Genomic DNA, 16,036 nt, shown 5'->3' with positions numbered 1-16,036 from the left:
GTAATCCCGGGTCGTCTAAGGGCAAGACGTCAGATTTTGGATCTGATCATGGGGGTTCGAGTCCTCCCCCGGGAGCAAACATGCCACGTTCGGGTCCTGACGTTCACCGTCAGGACCCGCCCTTATTTCACCCCCGAAACCCCCCGGTATCCTTCGGATGTCCACCACCCGAAGCCGAAGGGCATTCCCGTGAGCGCCAACCGCCCGGCAGCCGTCGTCGTCCTCGCAGCGGGTGAGGGCACCCGCATGAAGTCGAAGACCCCCAAGGTCCTGCACGAAATCTGCGGGCGTTCGCTCGTCGGTCACGTCGTCTCCGCCGCGCGCGAGCTGGACCCCGAGCACCTCGTCGTGGTGGTCGGCCATGCGAGTGAGCAGGTCAAGGGCCATCTCACCGAGACGTACGCCGGCACCCGCACCGCCTTCCAGGCCGAGCAGAACGGCACCGGGCACGCCGTCCGGATGGCGCTCGAGGAGCTCGGTCAGGGCATCGACGGGACCGTGGTCGTCGTCTGCGGCGACACCCCTCTTCTCTCCGGCGAGACGCTGACCGCCCTCGCCTCCACGCACGCCGCCGACGGCAACGCCGTGACCGTGCTGACCGCCGAGGTCCCGGACTCGACCGGCTACGGCCGGATCGTCCGCGACGGCACCGGCGCCGTGACCGGGATCGTCGAGCACAAGGACGCCACCGATGAGCAGCGTGCGATCCGGGAGATCAATTCCGGTGTGTTCGCCTTCGACGGGCAGCTGCTCGCGGATGCTCTGGGCAAGGTGCGTACCGACAACAGCCAGGGCGAGGAGTACCTCACCGATGTGCTCGGCATCCTGCGCGAGGCCGGTCACCGGGTGGGGGCGTCGGTCGCCGGTGATCATCGCGAGATCCTCGGGATCAACAACCGGGTGCAGCTGGCCGAGGCGCGCCGGCTGCTGAACGAGCGCCTGCTGGAGCGGGCGATGCTGGCGGGTGTGACGGTCGTCGATCCGGGGTCGGTGCTGATCGATGTGACCGCCACGTTCGAGCCGGACGCGGTGATTCATCCCGGTACGCAGCTACTGGGGGCCACGCATCTGGCCGAGGGCGCCGAGGTGGGCCCGAATTCGCGTCTGACGGACACGGTCGTCGGCCGGAACGCACGCGTGGACAACGCGGTCGCGGTCTCGGCGGAGATCGGCGAGGGTGCTTCGGTGGGCCCGTACGCGTATCTGCGTCCCGGTAGCCGGCTCGGCACGAAGGCCAAGGCGGGTACGTACGTGGAGATGAAGAACGCGACGATCGGTGAGGGGACGAAGGTTCCGCATCTGTCGTATGTGGGCGACGCGACGATCGGCGAGTACTCGAACATCGGTGCGGCGAGCGTGTTCGTGAACTACGACGGCGAGGCGAAGCACCACACGACGATCGGTTCGCACTGCAAGACGGGTTCGGACAACATGTTTGTGGCTCCTGTCACGGTCGGGGACGGCGCGTACACCGCCGCGGGGTCGGTCATCACGAAGGATGTGCCGGCGGGTTCACTGGCCGTCGCCCGCGGCCAGCAGCGGAATATCGAGGGCTGGGTGGCTCGAAAGCGTCCCGGCAGTGCTGCCGCGCAGGCGGCCGCGGCGGCAACGGAGCAGGTCGCCGACGGGAACTGACCGGAAACGGGTGCGTCGGACTCGGCGTACGGTGATACGTGCACACAAATTCGGCTGGCTCGCGCTTCGTGTCTTCGCGGCCAGAGAACACGTCTGAGGAGACAGTGCTGTGACCGGGATCAAGACGACCGGCGAGAAGAAGCTGATGCTCTTCTCCGGCCGCGCCCACCCCGAGCTGGCCGAGGAGGTTGCGCACCAGTTGGGTGTGGGCCTCGTGCCGACGAAGGCTTTCGACTTCGCGAACGGCGAGATCTACGTCCGTTTCCAGGAGTCGGCCCGTGGAGCGGACTGCTTCCTGATGCAGAGCCACACGGCTCCCATCAACAAGTGGATCATGGAACAGCTGATCATGATCGATGCGCTGAAGCGGGCCTCGGCCCGGAGCATCACCGTGATCATTCCGTCGTACGGCTATGCCCGTCAGGACAAGAAGCACCGTGGCCGTGAGCCGATCTCGGCCCGTCTGGTCGCCGATCTCCTGAAGACCGCGGGTGCGCACCGCATCCTCACGGTGGACCTGCACACCGACCAGATCCAGGGCTTCTTCGACGGCCCGGTGGATCATCTGTCGGCGCTGCCGGTGCTGGCGGACTACGTGGGTGCGAAGGTCGACCGCAACAAGCTGACGGTCGTCTCCCCGGACGCGGGCCGCGTGCGGGTCGCCGACCGCTGGTGCGACCGTCTCGACGCGCCGCTGGCGATCGTGCACAAGCGCCGTGACAAGGACGTGGCGAACCAGGTGACCGTGCACGAGGTCGTCGGTGAGGTCGAGGGCCGGGTCTGTGTGCTGGTGGACGACATGATCGACACGGGCGGCACGATCTGCGCAGCGGCGGACGCGCTGTTCGCGCACGGTGCGGAGGACGTGATCGTCACGGCGACGCACGGCATCCTGTCCGGTCCCGCGGCCGACCGTCTGAAGAACTCGAAGGTCAGTGAGTTCGTTCTGACGAACACGCTGCCGACGCCGGGTGAGCTGGAGCTCGACAAGATCAAGGTGCTGTCGATCGCGCCGACGATCGCACGGGCGGTACGTGAGGTGTTCGAGGACGGTTCGGTGACGAGCCTCTTCGAGGAGCAGGCCTGACGGTCTCCCGGTAGTCGCCGAGAGGGCCGCACCCCGTGGCGGGTGCGGCCCTCTCGCATGCCCGCGTAACGGTCCCCGATGATCGATTGGGTGGGAGGGGCGGTGTTGCGTAGACTGTCGAAGTTGCTCGGCGAGGGAGGCCGCACTTTCGGTGCGGCTGTCCGTTATCGACGCGCTCTTCGTAGCAGGCCTGTCGTGGCCGGGTGACCACCACAATGTCTGCCTTGACGAGGAGTGCACATGTCCGAGGTGAAGCTCGCCGCCGCGACCCGTACGGAGTTCGGCAAGGGCGCCGCCCGCCGCGTCCGTCGTGACAACCGGGTTCCCGGTGTCCTTTACGGTCACGGCACCGACCCGGTCCACATCACGCTTCCGGGCCACGAGCTGCTGCTCGCCCTGCGTACGCCGAACGTCCTGATCGCCCTGGACATCGAGGGCAAGAACGAGCTCGCGATCCCGAAGGCCGTGCAGCGTGACCCGCTGAAGGGCTTCATCGAGCACGTCGACCTGCTGCTCGTGAAGCGCGGCGAGAAGGTCACCGTCGAGATCCCCGTGCACACCGAGGGCGAGCTGGCCCCGGGCAACTTCCTCCTCGAGCACGTGCTGAACGCGCTGCCCGTCGAGGCCGAGGCCACGCACATCCCCGAGTCGGTCACGGTGTCCATCGAGGGCCTGGAGGCCGGCGCCTCCATCCTCGCGAAGGACATCGCGCTGCCGAAGGGCACGACGCTGGCTGTCGAGGACGACACCGTCGTGCTGCAGATCCTGGCCGCGCAGGCCGAGGAGCCGTCGGGCGAGGAAGAGGCCGCCGAGGGCGACGAGTCGGCCGAGGTCTGAGCCGTAGGCTCTGTGTGACGGGGTGGCGGGCCTGGCCCGCCACCCCGTTTCTCTGTCCGTAGGTTGTGCCGGCGGCAGCGTGTGCCGCCGCTGTACGTGGTGCGAGCTGTTGGTCGTGCGAGGAGACGCAGCGCAGATGTCGGATGCGAACGCCCCGTGGCTGGTCGTGGGCCTCGGCAACCCGGGTCCCGGGTATGCCGCCAATCGTCACAATGTCGGTTTCATGGTGGCCGATCTGCTCGCGGAGCGTATCGGCGGGAGTTTCAAGCGGGCGCAGAAGGCGCAGGCGCAGGTCCTGGAGGGCCGGGTGGGCCCGCCGGGTCCGATGGGCCGGCGGGTGGTGCTGGCGAAGCCGCTGTCGTACATGAATCTGTCGGGCGGTCCGGTGACGGCGCTGCGGGATTTCTACAAGGTGCCGACGGCGAACATCGTGGCGATTCATGACGAGCTGGACATCGACTACGGGATGCTGCGGCTGAAGCTGGGTGGCGGGGACAACGGTCACAACGGTCTGAAGTCGATGACGAAGGCGATGGGCGCGGACTATCACCGGGTGCGTTTCGGGATCGGCCGTCCGCCGGGTCGTATGCAGGTGGCGGATTTCGTGCTGAAGGATTTCTCCTCGGTGGAGCGCAAGGAGCTGGGCTGGTTCGTGGACCGGGCGGCGGACTCGGTGGAGTGTCTGGTGACGGAGGGCCTGGAGCGGGCCCAAAGTACGTACAACTCCTGACAAGTTCAGGCCTCAGGTTGACCGAGCGCGGTCGTATGGCCAAGGATCGCGCCCTATGAAGCGGACTGACCTGCTCCTCTACGCCCGCCGTGCCGCGATGGGATGCGTCGCCGTCCTGCTGCTGGTGGCCGGTTTCTGGTCGTCGTGGGGCACGGCGCAGCATGTTCTGCTGGCCAAGGGCCGCGAGCACGGCACGTTCAGGGTCGACCGCTGTGGCGAGGAGACCTGCACCGGGCGCTACGAGCCCGAGGGTTCGCTGCCTGCCCGGGGCGGCATGACGATCGAGAAGTCGGTCGCCGTGAAGAAGGGCGCCCTGCTGCCCGTGGTGGTGAAGCCGGGTTCCAGCGAACTGGTCCGTACCGGCGTGGGCGGCGCGCTGCACGCGTGGCTGCCGTTCGGCGGGGCGCTGGTGCTGGCGGCGCTCGTCATCGGGGGCGGGCTGCGGATGACGCGTCTGGCCTGGTCGGCGGCGGCGCTGGGCGGCGCGCTGCTGGTGGGGGCCTTCTTCACGCTGTAGCCGAGATTCACACTGTGGCCGAGATTCACACCGTGGTCGGTGCCGGGCCCTGCGCGTCCTCGCGCAGGGCCCGGTCCCATGTCATCAGCCGGTGTTGCGCAGACCTGCCGCCACACCGTTGACCGTGAGCAGCAAAGCCCTGGCCAGCAGCGGGTCGGGCTCCTCGCCCTTCTCTGCGGCCTTGCGCTGGCGCGCCAGCAGCGAGACCTGGAGGTAGGAGATCGGGTCGAGGTAGGCGTCGCGGATGCCGAACGTCTGCCGCAGCACCGGGTTGGAGCCGAGCAGTTCGGTCCCGCCGGTGACCTTGAGGACTTCGCTGACCGTCAGGGCGTGTTCGGCCTCGATGGTGGCGAAGACGTGCTTGAGGTCATCGGGCACGAGGGTGTCGACGTAGTGGCGGGCGATCCGCAGGTCGGTCTTCGCGAGGGTCATCTCGACGTTCGCGATGAAGTTGCGGAAGAAGTGCCACTGTTCGTGCATCTCGTCGAGGACCGTGTCGAGCCCCGCTTCGCGCAGGGCCTTGAGGCCGGAGCCGACGCCGAACCAGCCGGGCACGATCTGCCGGGACTGGGTCCAGCCGAAGACCCACGGGATGGCGCGCAGTCCGTCGAGGCCGGCGCCGCTGTCGGGCCGGCGGGAGGGCCGGGAGCCGAGGTGGAGGTCGGCGAGCTGGTCGACCGGGGTGGCCGCGAAGAAGTACGCGGGCAGGTCCGGGTCCTCGACGAGCCGCCGGTAGGCGTCGTGCGCGGCGTCGGAGACGGTGTCCATCGCCGCGTCCCAGCGCGACAGCGCCTCGTCGGACTGTCGCGGGGCGGTGTGCAGGGCGGACGCCTGGAGGGTGGCGGCGACGGTGAGTTCCAGGTTCTCCCTGGCCAGGGAGGGGATCAGATACTTGTCGGAGATGACCTCGCCCTGTTCGGTCACCTTGATCTCGCCCTCGAGCGTGCCCCAGGGCTGGGCCAGGATGGCGTCGTGCGAGGGGCCGCCGCCGCGGCCTACGGTGCCGCCGCGGCCGTGGAAGAGCCGCAGCCGGACGCCGTAGCGGTGGGCGACGTCGCGCAGCCGGCGCTGGGCGCGGTGGATCTCCCACTGGGAGGTGGTGATGCCGCCGAACTTGGAGGAGTCGGAGTAGCCGAGCATGACCTCCTGGACGTCGCCGCGCAGGGAGACGAGACGCCGGTAGGAGGGGTCGGCGAGCATGCCGTCGAGGATGACGTCGGCGGCCTTGAGCTCGTCGGTCGTCTCCAGCAGCGGCACGATGCCGATCTTCGCCCAGCCGGCGTGGAGGTCGAGGAGGCCGGCCTCGCGGGCCAGGACGGCCGCGGCGAAGACGTCGTCGGCGCCCTGGCACATCGAGATGATGTACGACTCGATGACCTCGGGGCCGAAGCGCTCGAAGGCTTCCTTGACGGTGTCGAAGACGCCGAGGGTCTTCTGTCCCGCCGCGTCCAGCGGGGCGGGTGTGGGCGCGAGCGGCCTGCGGGAGCGCAGCTCCTTGGCGAGCAGCTTCTGCCGGTAGTCGCGGGGCATGTCGGCGTAGCGCCAGGACTCCTCGCCGAGCCGGTCGAAGAGCTGGCCGAGGGCGTGGTGGTGGGCGTCGGCGTGCTCGCGTACGTCCATGGTGGCGAGCTGGAGGCCGAAGGCCGCGAGGGTGCGGATGGTGCGGTCCAGGCGTCCGTCGGCGAAGAGGCCGCCGCGGTGTTCGCGCAGGGACGTCTGGATCAGGGTGAGGTCGGCGATGAGCTCGGTGGTGCCGAGGTAGTCGCGGCCGCTCTCGTGCCGGGTTCCCTTGGCGAGGCGCTCGCGGGTGTTGACGAGCTTCTGCCGGATGCAGGTGGCCTTGAGCCTGTAGGGCTCCTCGGCGTTGAGGCGCTTGTAGCGGGGGCTGATCTCCGGCAGCAGGTCGAGGTCGTTCTGGAGGGAGGTGAGGAGTTCCTCGGTGGCGCCGGCGTAGCGGATGGAGTTGGAGAGCAGTCCGCGCAGCTGGTCGATGACCTCGATGGCGTCGGTGATGCCGTGCTCGTGCTGGAGGATCAGGACGTCCCAGGTCACGGATGGGGTGACGTTGGGGTTGCCGTCGCGGTCGCCGCCGATCCAGGTGCCGAAGGTCAGCGGGCGGGTGCCCGCGGGCAGCTCGACGCCGACGCGTTCGAGCTCGGCGGCGAGGTCCTCCAGGACGTCGCCGACGGCGCCGGCGTGCAGTTCGTCGAGGTAGTAGATGGCGTTGCGTGCCTCGTCGGCGGGTTCGGGCCGTACGACCCGCAGCTCGTCGGTCTGCCAGATGAGGTCGATGTTCTCGGCGAGCCGCAGGTCGTGCCGGCGCCGGTCGGAGGCGACCACGGGGTTTTCGAGCAGTTCGGCGATGCGCCGCAGCTTGTTCAGGACGGAGCGCCGGGCGGCCTCGGTGGGGTGCGCGGTGAACACGGGGCGGACGTTGAGGTTCTTGACCGTCTCGCGCAGGTGCTGGGGGTCGGCGTCCTTGAGCCGGTCCGCGGTGCGGGCCAGCAGGCCGCCCTCGGCGGCGCGCCGCTCACGCATCTCGTGGCCGCGGTGCACCTGCTCGGTGACGTTGGCCAGATGGAAGTAGGTGGAGAACGCGCGGACGAGCTTGGCCGCGGTCTCCAGGTCGGTGTCGCCCAGCAGCTCTGCTGCGGCCTCGCCGTCGCTGCGCGTGAGCGCGCGGACGTTCTCCACGAGCTCGAGCAGGTCAGGGCCTTCCTGGCGGACGATGGTCTCGCCCAGGAGATCGCCCAGTCGGCGGATGTCGGCTCGCAGTTCGGCGTTGGCCGTGGGGTTCTGGTCGGCACTGCTCACAGGTGCGGCTCCTTGCAGTGTTTGAGCACGTCTGGAGGGGTACTGGAGGCTGCGGACCGCGCTGTCCGACGAGACCCAGGATAGGTGTCCATTTCCCTGGCGTTGTCCACAGGTCTCTTGCCGCGAGGCTCCTCACTGCCATACTTACGATGCCGTAGGTTACGCATCCGTAGCCCGGCCCTCACCGTGCATCTCTCACCCCCCAGGGGACCCCACAATGACGACAAGCCCCGACCTGCTCGACGACACCCCGAAGCCGACCGCCACCGACGCTCCCTCCGCGACCCTCGGTGGCGACAGCAAGAGGTCCATCGAACAGATCACCCTGCTGCTCTTCATCACGGTTCCCTTCATCGCCCTGCTGGCCGCGGTGCCGCTGGCCTGGGGCTGGGGCGTGAGCTGGCTGGATCTGGGCCTGCTGGTGGCGATGTACTACATCGGCTGCCACGGCATCACGATCGGCTTCCACCGCTACTTCACGCACGGCGCCTTCAAGGCCAAGCGTCCGCTGCGGATCGCCCTGGCGATCATGGGATCGCTGGCGGTGGAGGGGCCGCTGGTGCGCTGGGTTGCCGACCACCGCAAGCACCACAAGTTCTCGGACGCCGAGGGCGACCCGCACTCGCCGTGGCGGTTCGGCGAGACGCTGCCGGCGCTGATGAAGGGCCTGTGGTGGGCCCACATCGCGTGGATGTTCGACGAGGAGCGCACGTCGCAGACCAAGTACGCCCCGGACCTGATCAAGGACAAGGCCCTGGTGCGGATCTCCCGCGACTTCATCTTCTGGACCATGCTCTCGCTCGCCATCCCGCCGATCGTGGGCGGTCTGGTGACGATGTCGTGGTGGGGCGCGTTCACCGCCTTCTTCTGGGGCTCCCTGGTCCGCGTGGCCCTGCTGCACCACGTGACCTGGTCGATCAACTCGATCTGCCACGCGGTCGGCAAGCGCCCCTTCAAGTCGCGTGACCGCTCGGGCAACGTGTGGTGGCTCGCGGTCCTGTCGTGCGGCGAGTCCTGGCACAACCTGCACCACGCGGACCCGACCTGTGCACGTCACGGCGTGCTGCGCGGCCAGCTCGACTCCAGCGCGCGGTTGATCCGCTGGTTCGAGAAGCTCGGCTGGGCCTATGACGTCCGGTGGCCCAGTGCGTCCCGTATCGACGCCCGGCGCAAGGGCGAGCCCGTAGACGCGGCATGATTGACGACGTGGCGATCGACGGCGGCAGCAGCGGTACGGAGAAGAACCGGTCATCCAGGCGGGCGCGCAGGGTGCGGATGACCGGCGCGCAGCGCCGCGAGCAGCTGCTCGACATCGGTCGCACCCTGTTCGCCGACAAGGGCTTCGAGGGCACATCGGTCGAGGAGATCGCCGCGAAGGCCGGGGTCTCCAAGCCGGTGGTCTACGAGCACTTCGGCGGCAAGGAGGGGCTGTACGCGGTGGTCGTCGACCGCGAGATGCGTCAGCTGCTCGACATGGTGACCGGCGCGCTGACCGCCGGTCACCCCCGTGAGCTGCTGGAACAGGCGGCGTTCGCCCTTCTCGACTACATCGAGACGTATACGGACGGGTTCCGCATCCTGGTGCGGGACTCCCCCGTGGCCCAGTCGACGGGCACGTTCGCCTCGCTCATCAGCGACATCGCCACCCAGGTCGAGGACATCCTGGGGATGGAGTTCAAGAACCGGGGGTTCGACCCGAAGCTGGCCCCGCTCTACGCCCAGGCCCTGGTGGGCATGGTGGCGCTGACGGGTCAGTGGTGGCTGGACGCGCGCCGTCCCAAGAAGGCCGAGGTCGCCGCGCATCTGGTGAATCTTGCTTGGCATGGACTTGACGGTCTGGAGCCGAAGCCGCGGTTGATCGGGCACCGGAAGAGCTGATCGGCACCGCGCGAATCCGGCGCGCCCGAATCCGCCTCACCCGAATCCGCACCGCCTGAATCCGCACCGCCTTCGGCCATCCCGAAGAGTCGCCCCGCACGCCCCGTCAGCCCCGTCAGCCCCGTCACCGGATCGGGCTGACGGGGCGCCGCGGTTCCTCAAAGGACCGGCTCGAGGAATTCCAGCCGGTTGCCGACGGGGTCTTCCGAGTAGAAGCGCCGGTGGCCCGGGAGCGCGTCGTCCCAGACCACGGACGCGCCGTGCTCCGCCAGGCGCGCGGCGTACGCCTCGATGTCCGACACCCGCAGGCCGGGGTGGGCCTTGCGGGCAGGGCGGAAGTCCGCCTCGATGCCCAGGTGGAGCTGGACGGCCCCCCGTGCGAACCAGCAGCCGCCGCGGGCAGCGAGCACCGGCGGTTTGGGGATCTCCGTCATACCGAGGACGTCCCCGTAATAGACGCGCAGCGCGTCCTCGGAGCCGGGTGGCGCGGCCAGTTGGACATGGTCGACGGCGGTGAGCATCAGAGCGCCTTCCGTGCGACGGCGAAGATGCGGCGGAAGGGGAACACCGTGCCGTGCGGTCCCGGCGGGTAGGCCTTGCGGAGCAGGTCGCGGTACTGGGCAAGGAATTCATGAGTGGCGTTCGCGTCATCGGCGAGCTCGGTGAGGACCGGCCGCAGGGCGGTGCCCTTGACCCAGTCCAGGACCGGGTCCTCTCCGGCGAGGAGCTGGAAGTAGGTCGTCTCCCAGGTGTCGGTCTCACAGCCGAGGTCGGCCAGTCGCGAGAGATAGTCGGCCGGCTCCAGGATGTGGACGAAGCGCCGCCCGTGGTCGCCGAGCCGGCCGCGCCACTGCGGGGTGTCGCACAGTTCGCCGAGGAGGGCGTGGCTGGGCGAGGTGAAGTTGCCGGGGACCTGGAAGGCGAGGGTGCCGCCGGGGTTCAGGCCCTCGATCCAGCGCGGAAACGATTCGGGATGGTTGGGCACCCATTGCAGTGCGGCATTGGAGACGATCAGGTCGTAGGGCTCCTCGGGGACCCAGTGCGCGGCGTCCGCGGGCCGGAAGTCCAGCCAGCCGCCGCCGGAGGTGGTGCCGGCGTGGTCCTTCTCCGCCAGGGCGAGCATCTCGGGCGACAGGTCGAAGCCCGTGATGTGGGCTTCGGGCCAGCGGTCGGCGAGCAGCGTGGTGACATTGCCGGGCCCGCATCCGACGTCCGCGATGCGGGCGGGCCTGCCGCCGCCCCGAGGCAGGTCGGGTATACGGGCGAGGAGATCCAGGAACGGGCGGGTACGGTGCCCGGAGTGGCGAAGGTACTGGTGCGGATCCCACGTTGGTGCGGAATGCATGGTCGAGCCCCCTTGCTGGAACGGTGTGCCGAACCGGAACTGAGGTCCGGCCCGACCATGCCCAATCGTCCAGCAGATTATATCTTGACGTCAAGAGACTTCACATCGACAGACCCTCTACACTGATCGACATGGAGGACGAGGTCGATCGACTGGTCGCAGCATGGCGCCGTGAGCGCCCGGACCTCGACGTGGAACCGCTCGAGGTCCTCAGTCGCGTCTCCAGACTCGCCCGCCATCTCGACCGCGCCCGCAGGCTCGCCTTCTCCGAGCACCAGCTGGAGCCGTGGGAGTTCGACGTTCTCACCTCGCTGCGGCGCGCGGGCGCCCCGTACCAGCTCTCGCCCGGTCAGCTGCTCACCCAGACTCTGGTCACCTCGGGCACGATGACCAATCGCATCGACAGGCTGGCCAAGAAAGACCTGGTGGAGCGGCTTCCGGACCCCAGCGACCGGCGTGGGGTGCTGGTGCGGCTGACCCCCGAGGGGCGGGACCGGGCGGACCAGGCGCTCGCCGGGCTGCTCGCCCAGGAGCGGGCGATCCTCGCCGAACTCTCCCGCGCCCAGCGCGGGGAACTGGCCGGTCTGCTACGCCAGTTGACCGCCCCGTTCGACAACATCCCCGGCTAGCTCGGCCGGGCCGACGCCGGCCCGGCGGGCGAGGGCGACCGCGGCGAGCGTCGAGTGCACGCCGAGCTTCCCGAGGACGTTCTGCATATGCGTCCGGACGGTGTGCGGTGACAGAAAGAGGCGCTCGGCGACGGCTTTGCGCCCCAGGCCCGCGACCATGCACCGCAGCACTTCCCGCTCGCGCGGCGTGAGGGACTCGACGAGCCGCTCGCTCTCGGTGCGGTGCTTGCGGGCCGCGGTCAGCTCGCGCAGTACGCCGGTGAGCAGTGCGGGCGGCAGATGCGTCTCGTCCCGCAGGACGCCCCGGATCACCGCGAGCAGCCGCTGGAGCGAGCAGTCCTTGGCCACCCAGCCCGAGGCGCCGGCCTGCAGCGCGAGTGCGGCGCGGCGCGGGTCGTCCTTCTCGGCGAGCACGACGCTGCGGACGGACGACTGGCCCGAACGGACGCCCGCGACCAGGGAGATGCCGTCGACGAGGCCGTCCTCGCCGTCGTCCGACACGGCACGCGGCGCCACGACGGCGTGGGTGCCGGGGCGGTTCGGGACCGCGGACGTGCCGAGGTCGGCGTCGACGAGCATGACGTCGAACCGGCGGCCCTCGGACGCGGCGCGCTCCAGACATCGCAGCGCCGCGGGGCCGCTGCCGGCCGCGGAGACGTCGACGTCGGGCTCGGCCGCGAGGGCGGCAGCGAGCGACTCGGCGAAGATGCGGTGGTCGTCCACCACCAGGACCCGGATACGAACCACAGACACCCCCAGGTTCGGAGGACGGACCGGCGCGGGTACGGCGCCCGGAAAGGAGGGGTGGTACAGCGGTTGCTCGGCCGCCGCCGTGCTGTGACTGCTACCCCACCCCGGGCGTCGTACCCGACTGTCTCGCCCCCTGATCAACACCGGCCCCCACCGGTGCTGAGCATCAGCGTACGGGCGGGGGGCCGGAGGGGAAGGTTATTTGCAGAACTGATGGCTCACCCTGTGCAGGGTGAGCCGGATGTTTCGTCGTGAGACAGAAGTCGACGCAGTTCGGCGCGGACTGCCCGGTTCACGGCCCCGGGCCGCGGAGATCCTGCTGGCGCAGGACGCGGGGGGCGTGAGGAGGCACTCTCCGGAACAGGGGCGGAGTGTGCGCGTGGACGCGCGCCGGGGCGCGGGTGGTGACGTCCGTCCTTCCGGACGCAAAGGGCGGACGCATGGTCGGATGGCACATGCGCGGCGCGGTCGGTCGGCACCCACCGGGCCCCGCCCGACGGCACCTGCACGACCCCGTCCGCCGGCACCCGCGGGGCCCGCCCGCCGGCGCGGCTCGGTCCGGTCCGGCTCGGTCCGGTCCGCCCGATGGCTCGGGCCAGGTGTCAGGACAGTCGCCGTGCGCCGCGCGACGGTGTTGTCGGGAAGATCCGTGGTTGCTTCCATGACGCCGAAGTGAAGGCTTCCTGGATGGACTTCGTCAGTGTGGGTGTCTGTGTGATGTCGGTGAGGACGATCGCGGAGCCGCCGAAGCCGCCGCCGGTCATCCGCGCGCCGAGGGCGCCCGCGGCCAGTGCCGTGTCGACCACCAGGTCCAGTTCGGGGCAGGAGATGCGGAAGTCGTCGCGCAGTGAGGCATGACCCTCGGTGAGGACGGGGCCCGTGGCGCGGATGTCGCCCGCCTCCAGGTGGGCGATCACGCGTTCCACCCGGTGGTTCTCCGTGACGATGTGCCGGGCCAGTGCCCGGATCTGAGGGTCGGGCAGCCGGTCGAGGGCCTCGGGGAGCGCGTCGTGGGCGATGTCGCGGAGCGCGGGTACGCCCAGGGCCGCGGCCGCCGACTCGCAGCCCGCCCGGCGTTTGCCGTACTCGCCGTCGCTGTGCGCGTGCTGGACGCGTGTGTCGACCACGAGGAGTTCGAGGCCCTGTCCGGCCAGGTCGAGCGGTATCTGGCGCTGGGACAGGTCGCGGGTGTCCAGGTGCAGCGCGTGGCCCTCGGTGCAGCACGCCGATGCCGTCTGGTCCATGATCCCGGTCGGCGCCCCGACGTAGATGTTCTCGGCTCGCTGACACAGGCGCGCCATCCGGCCGCGCTTAAGGCCCAGTTCGTACAGGTCGTTCAGGGCCAGCGCGGTGACGACCTCCAGTGCCGCGGAGGACGACAGGCCCGCGCCCGTCGGCACGGTCGACTCGTAGTGGATGTCCGCGCCGCCCACCGCGTGACCCGCCTCGCGCAGGGCCCACACGACGCCGGCGGGGTAGTCGGTCCAGCCCCGCGGCCCGTGCCCGGGCGCGAGTTCGGTGACGCGCAGTTCGGTGGCATCGCCCGGGGCATCCGCCGAGTGCAGCCGCAGGACGCCGTCGTCGCGCCGTGACACCGTCGCGACCGTGGTGTGCGGCAGCGCGAAGGGCATCACGAAACCGTCGTTGTAGTCGGTGTGTTCACCGATCAGGTTGACCCGCCCGGGCGCCGCCCACACACCGTCGCTCATGAAACGTTCTCCCTCTCCCGGGCAAAGGCCCACGCGTCCGACACGATGCCCGCGAGGTCCGCGCGGGACGGCTGCCAGCCAAGGCGCTCGCGCGCGGTGCGCGCCGATGCGACCAGCACCGCCGGGTCGCCGCCGCGCCGCGGGGCCACGACCTCCGGCACGGGGTGCCCGGTGACGCGGCGCACGGTGTCGACGACCTCGCGCACCGAGAACCCGTTGCCGTTGCCGAGGTTGCAGATCAGGTGGTCGCCGGGTGCCGCGGCGTCCAGCGCCAGCAGATGGGCCTCGGCGAGGTCCGCGACATGGATGTAGTCCCGGACGCAGGTGCCGTCGGGGGTCGGGTAGTCGTCGCCGAACACGGAGATCGACTCCCGCTGGCCGAGCGCCACCTGGAGGACCAGCGGGATGAGGTGTGACTCGGGCTCGTGGCGCTCGCCGCAGGAGCCGTACGCCCCGGCCACGTTGAAGTAGCGCAGCGAGACCGCGGCGAGTCCGTGGGCCGCCGCCTCGCCGGTGATCATGTGGTCGACGGCGAGCTTGGATGCGCCGTACGGGCTGGTCGGCGCGGTCGGGTCGGTCTCGGTGATCGGCGTGGAGACGGGCTCGCCGTAGGTGGCCGCCGTGGAGGAGAACACGAGCGTGCGCACTCCGGCCGACCGCATCGCCGCGAGCAGCGCCATCGTGCCGCCGACGTTGTTGTCCCAGTACTTCTCGGGCTTCAGCACCGACTCGCCGACCTGCGAGAACGCCGCGAAGTGCAGCACCGCGTCGAAGGAGTCGTCCAGCCACTTGGCGGCGTCGCGGATGTCGCCCTCGACGAAGGCGGCGCCCGCCGGGACGCCCTCCCGGAAGCCGGTCGACAGGTTGTCGAGGACGGTCACCTCGTGCCCCGCCTCCAGCAGGTGCTGCGCCACCACGCTGCCGACGTATCCGGCTCCGCCCGTCACCAGGTACTTGCTCACTCGCTCGCTACCTCTCGCAGTCGCTCGGCCGCGGTTTCCGGCGGCACATCGTTGATGAACACGCTCATACCGGACTCGGAACCGGCGAGGAATTTCAGCTTGCCGGAAGTGCGTCGGATGGTGAAAAGCTCGAGATGGAGCCCGAAGTCCTCCCGTCCGGGCTCGCTGAACGGCGCCTGGTGCCAGGCCGCGATGTACGGCGTCGGCGGCTCACCCTCCCCGAAGATCCGGTCGAAGCGCCTCAACAGTTCCAGATACAGCTGTGGGAACTCTGTGCGCGCCGCGTCGTCCAGAGCCCGCAGGTCCGGCACCCGCCGCCGCGGGTAGAGGTGCACCTCGTACGGCCAGTGCGCGGCGTACGGCACGAGGGCCACCCAGTGCTCACCGGTGAGGACCACCCGCGCGCCGTCGGCCAGTTCACGCTCCACGACGTCGTCGAAGAGGTTGCGGCCCGTCGACTCCCGGTACTCGGCGGCCGAGCGCAGCATGAGCTCCGTGCGCGGCGTGACGAAGGGGTATCCGTAGATCTGGCCGTGCGGGTGGCCGAGGGTGACGCCGATCTCGGCGCCCCGGTTCTCGAAGCAGAAGACCTGTTCCACCTGCGGGAGTTCGGCGAGTTCGGCGGTGCGGTCGGTCCACGCCTCCAGGACGAGCGCGACCCGGTCCTCGTCGAGGTCGGCGAAGGACGCGTCGTGGTCGGAGGTGAAGCACACGACCTCGCAGCGGCCCGAACCGCCGGCGAGCGAGGGGAAGCGGTTCTCGAAGACGACGACGTCGTAGTCGGACGCCGGGATCTCACTGAGACGGCCGTCGCGAGACGGGCACAGCGGGCACTCGTCGGCGGGCGGGTGGTAGGTGCGGCCCTGACGGTGCGAGGCGATGGCCACCGAGTCACCGAGCAAGGGGTCCCGGCGGATCTCGGCACTGGTGGCGACGGGGTCGAGCGGGCGCCGGTCCACGGCGTCGCGGACGGTGTCGTCCCGGGAGTCGAAGTAGAGCAGTTCACGACCGTCGGCAAGCCGGGTCGACGTCTTCTTCACTATGGCACTCCCTCACCCTCCCAAACAGAACCGCACATAACAAATCACAAGCCAACAGGCGCCGTCAATGGGCGTGCAGCATGCACCTACCTCGGACATTTCC

Annotated in this window: 15 protein-coding genes and 1 tRNA gene; 9 read left to right on the top strand and 7 right to left on the bottom strand. The window is 69.7% G+C overall.

All coding sequences use genetic code 11. The features are described 5' to 3' along the window. The first annotated feature begins 4 nt into the window (after positions 1-4). From ACFWU3_RS09095 to ACFWU3_RS09070, 6 genes are all read left to right on the top strand, one after another. Positions 5-75 (top strand) — tRNA-Gln (locus ACFWU3_RS09095). 114 nt (positions 76-189) lie between these two features. Further along, positions 190-1,635 (top strand): bifunctional UDP-N-acetylglucosamine diphosphorylase/glucosamine-1-phosphate N-acetyltransferase GlmU, encoded by a 1,446-nt coding sequence (glmU, locus tag ACFWU3_RS09090; protein WP_384433395.1) that lies wholly within the window; start codon positions 190-192, stop codon positions 1,633-1,635. 109 nt (positions 1,636-1,744) lie between these two features. Next, on the top strand, positions 1,745-2,722 hold the full coding sequence (locus ACFWU3_RS09085) for a ribose-phosphate diphosphokinase (RefSeq protein ID WP_313945857.1): 978 nt from the start codon (positions 1,745-1,747) through the stop codon (positions 2,720-2,722). 240 nt (positions 2,723-2,962) lie between these two features. Further along, positions 2,963-3,559 carry a 50S ribosomal protein L25/general stress protein Ctc gene (locus tag ACFWU3_RS09080; protein ID WP_384433392.1) on the top strand — a complete coding sequence of 199 codons (597 nt, stop codon included), beginning with the start codon at positions 2,963-2,965 and terminating at the stop codon, positions 3,557-3,559. Between the two features lie 136 nt (positions 3,560-3,695). After that, entirely contained in the window at positions 3,696-4,289 is a 594-nt protein-coding gene (pth, locus tag ACFWU3_RS09075) for an aminoacyl-tRNA hydrolase (protein WP_384433389.1), read from the top strand. Between the two features lie 55 nt (positions 4,290-4,344). Beyond that, a complete protein-coding gene (locus ACFWU3_RS09070) occupies positions 4,345-4,806 on the top strand; it encodes a hypothetical protein (protein ID WP_384433387.1) in 462 nt (153 codons plus the stop codon). Positions 4,807-4,890: 84 nt separating this feature from the next. Here ACFWU3_RS09070 and ppc read toward each other — a convergent pair whose 3' ends face one another. Continuing rightward, positions 4,891-7,620, bottom strand: coding sequence for a phosphoenolpyruvate carboxylase (gene ppc, locus ACFWU3_RS09065; RefSeq protein WP_384433384.1), 2,730 nt, complete (start codon positions 7,618-7,620; stop codon positions 4,891-4,893). A gap of 217 nt (positions 7,621-7,837) precedes the next feature. Between ppc and ACFWU3_RS09060 the strand changes: the two genes are divergently transcribed. Together ACFWU3_RS09060 and ACFWU3_RS09055 are read left to right on the top strand one after the other, a co-directional pair. Next, positions 7,838-8,818, top strand: a complete 981-nt coding sequence (locus ACFWU3_RS09060; RefSeq protein WP_313945852.1) for a fatty acid desaturase — start codon at positions 7,838-7,840, stop codon at positions 8,816-8,818. Further along, on the top strand, positions 8,815-9,498 hold the full coding sequence (locus ACFWU3_RS09055; RefSeq protein WP_384433381.1) for a TetR family transcriptional regulator: 684 nt from the start codon (positions 8,815-8,817) through the stop codon (positions 9,496-9,498). The genes ACFWU3_RS09060 and ACFWU3_RS09055 overlap by 4 nt, the downstream gene beginning before the upstream one ends. A gap of 158 nt (positions 9,499-9,656) precedes the next feature. Here ACFWU3_RS09055 and ACFWU3_RS09050 read toward each other — a convergent pair whose 3' ends face one another. Continuing rightward, a complete protein-coding gene (locus ACFWU3_RS09050; protein ID WP_384433378.1) occupies positions 9,657-10,019 on the bottom strand; it encodes a VOC family protein in 363 nt (120 codons plus the stop codon). Beyond that, on the bottom strand, positions 10,019-10,843 hold the full coding sequence (locus tag ACFWU3_RS09045) for a trans-aconitate 2-methyltransferase (RefSeq protein WP_384433375.1): 825 nt from the start codon (positions 10,841-10,843) through the stop codon (positions 10,019-10,021). The genes ACFWU3_RS09050 and ACFWU3_RS09045 overlap by 1 nt, the downstream gene beginning before the upstream one ends. A 131-nt stretch (positions 10,844-10,974) precedes the next feature. On the opposite strand from ACFWU3_RS09045, the gene tamR reads away from it, so the two are divergent. After that, positions 10,975-11,472 carry a MarR family transcriptional regulator TamR gene (tamR, locus tag ACFWU3_RS09040; RefSeq protein ID WP_384433372.1) on the top strand — a complete coding sequence of 166 codons (498 nt, stop codon included), beginning with the start codon at positions 10,975-10,977 and terminating at the stop codon, positions 11,470-11,472. Here tamR and ACFWU3_RS09035 read toward each other — a convergent pair. From ACFWU3_RS09035 to galT, 4 genes are all read right to left on the bottom strand, one after another. Beyond that, entirely contained in the window at positions 11,431-12,219 is a 789-nt protein-coding gene (locus ACFWU3_RS09035) for a LuxR C-terminal-related transcriptional regulator (RefSeq protein WP_384433626.1), read from the bottom strand. The genes tamR and ACFWU3_RS09035 overlap by 42 nt on opposite strands. A 605-nt stretch (positions 12,220-12,824) precedes the next feature. Beyond that, complete coding sequence (gene galK / locus ACFWU3_RS09030; RefSeq protein WP_384433369.1) at positions 12,825-13,931, bottom strand: galactokinase; 1,107 nt, start codon at positions 13,929-13,931, stop codon at positions 12,825-12,827. After that, entirely contained in the window at positions 13,928-14,893 is a 966-nt protein-coding gene (gene galE, locus ACFWU3_RS09025; protein WP_384433366.1) for a UDP-glucose 4-epimerase GalE, read from the bottom strand. The genes galK and galE overlap by 4 nt, the downstream gene beginning before the upstream one ends. Next, positions 14,890-15,933, bottom strand: coding sequence for a galactose-1-phosphate uridylyltransferase (gene galT, locus ACFWU3_RS09020; protein ID WP_384433363.1), 1,044 nt, complete (start codon positions 15,931-15,933; stop codon positions 14,890-14,892). The genes galE and galT overlap by 4 nt, the downstream gene beginning before the upstream one ends. Positions 15,934-16,036 lie beyond the last annotated feature (103 nt).

This window comes from Streptomyces sp. NPDC058685, from assembly GCF_042714725.1.
In the GTDB taxonomy this organism is placed as follows: Bacteria; Actinomycetota; Actinomycetes; order Streptomycetales; family Streptomycetaceae; genus Streptomyces.
The sequence above is the reverse complement of the archived record's forward strand: the minus strand, read 5'-3'. Positions and strand labels throughout refer to the sequence as shown.

What these genes read in the sequence shown, in the direction of transcription:
- ACFWU3_RS09080 (WP_384433392.1), top strand. Translation starts at nt 2,963, where the DNA reads ATGTCCGAGGTGAAGCTCGCCGCCGCGACCCGTACGGAGTTCGGCAAG.
- pth (WP_384433389.1), top strand. Translation starts at nt 3,696, where the DNA reads ATGTCGGATGCGAACGCCCCGTGGCTGGTCGTGGGCCTCGGCAACCCG.
- ACFWU3_RS09070 (WP_384433387.1), top strand. Translation starts at nt 4,345, where the DNA reads ATGAAGCGGACTGACCTGCTCCTCTACGCCCGCCGTGCCGCGATGGGA.
- ACFWU3_RS09060 (WP_313945852.1), top strand. Translation starts at nt 7,838, where the DNA reads ATGACGACAAGCCCCGACCTGCTCGACGACACCCCGAAGCCGACCGCC.
- ACFWU3_RS09055 (WP_384433381.1), top strand. Translation starts at nt 8,815, where the DNA reads ATGATTGACGACGTGGCGATCGACGGCGGCAGCAGCGGTACGGAGAAG.
- ACFWU3_RS09050 (WP_384433378.1), bottom strand. Translation starts at nt 10,019, where the DNA reads ATGCTCACCGCCGTCGACCATGTCCAACTGGCCGCGCCACCCGGCTCC.
- ACFWU3_RS09045 (WP_384433375.1), bottom strand. Translation starts at nt 10,843, where the DNA reads ATGCATTCCGCACCAACGTGGGATCCGCACCAGTACCTTCGCCACTCC.
- tamR (WP_384433372.1), top strand. Translation starts at nt 10,975, where the DNA reads ATGGAGGACGAGGTCGATCGACTGGTCGCAGCATGGCGCCGTGAGCGC.
- galK (WP_384433369.1), bottom strand. Translation starts at nt 13,931, where the DNA reads ATGAGCGACGGTGTGTGGGCGGCGCCCGGGCGGGTCAACCTGATCGGT.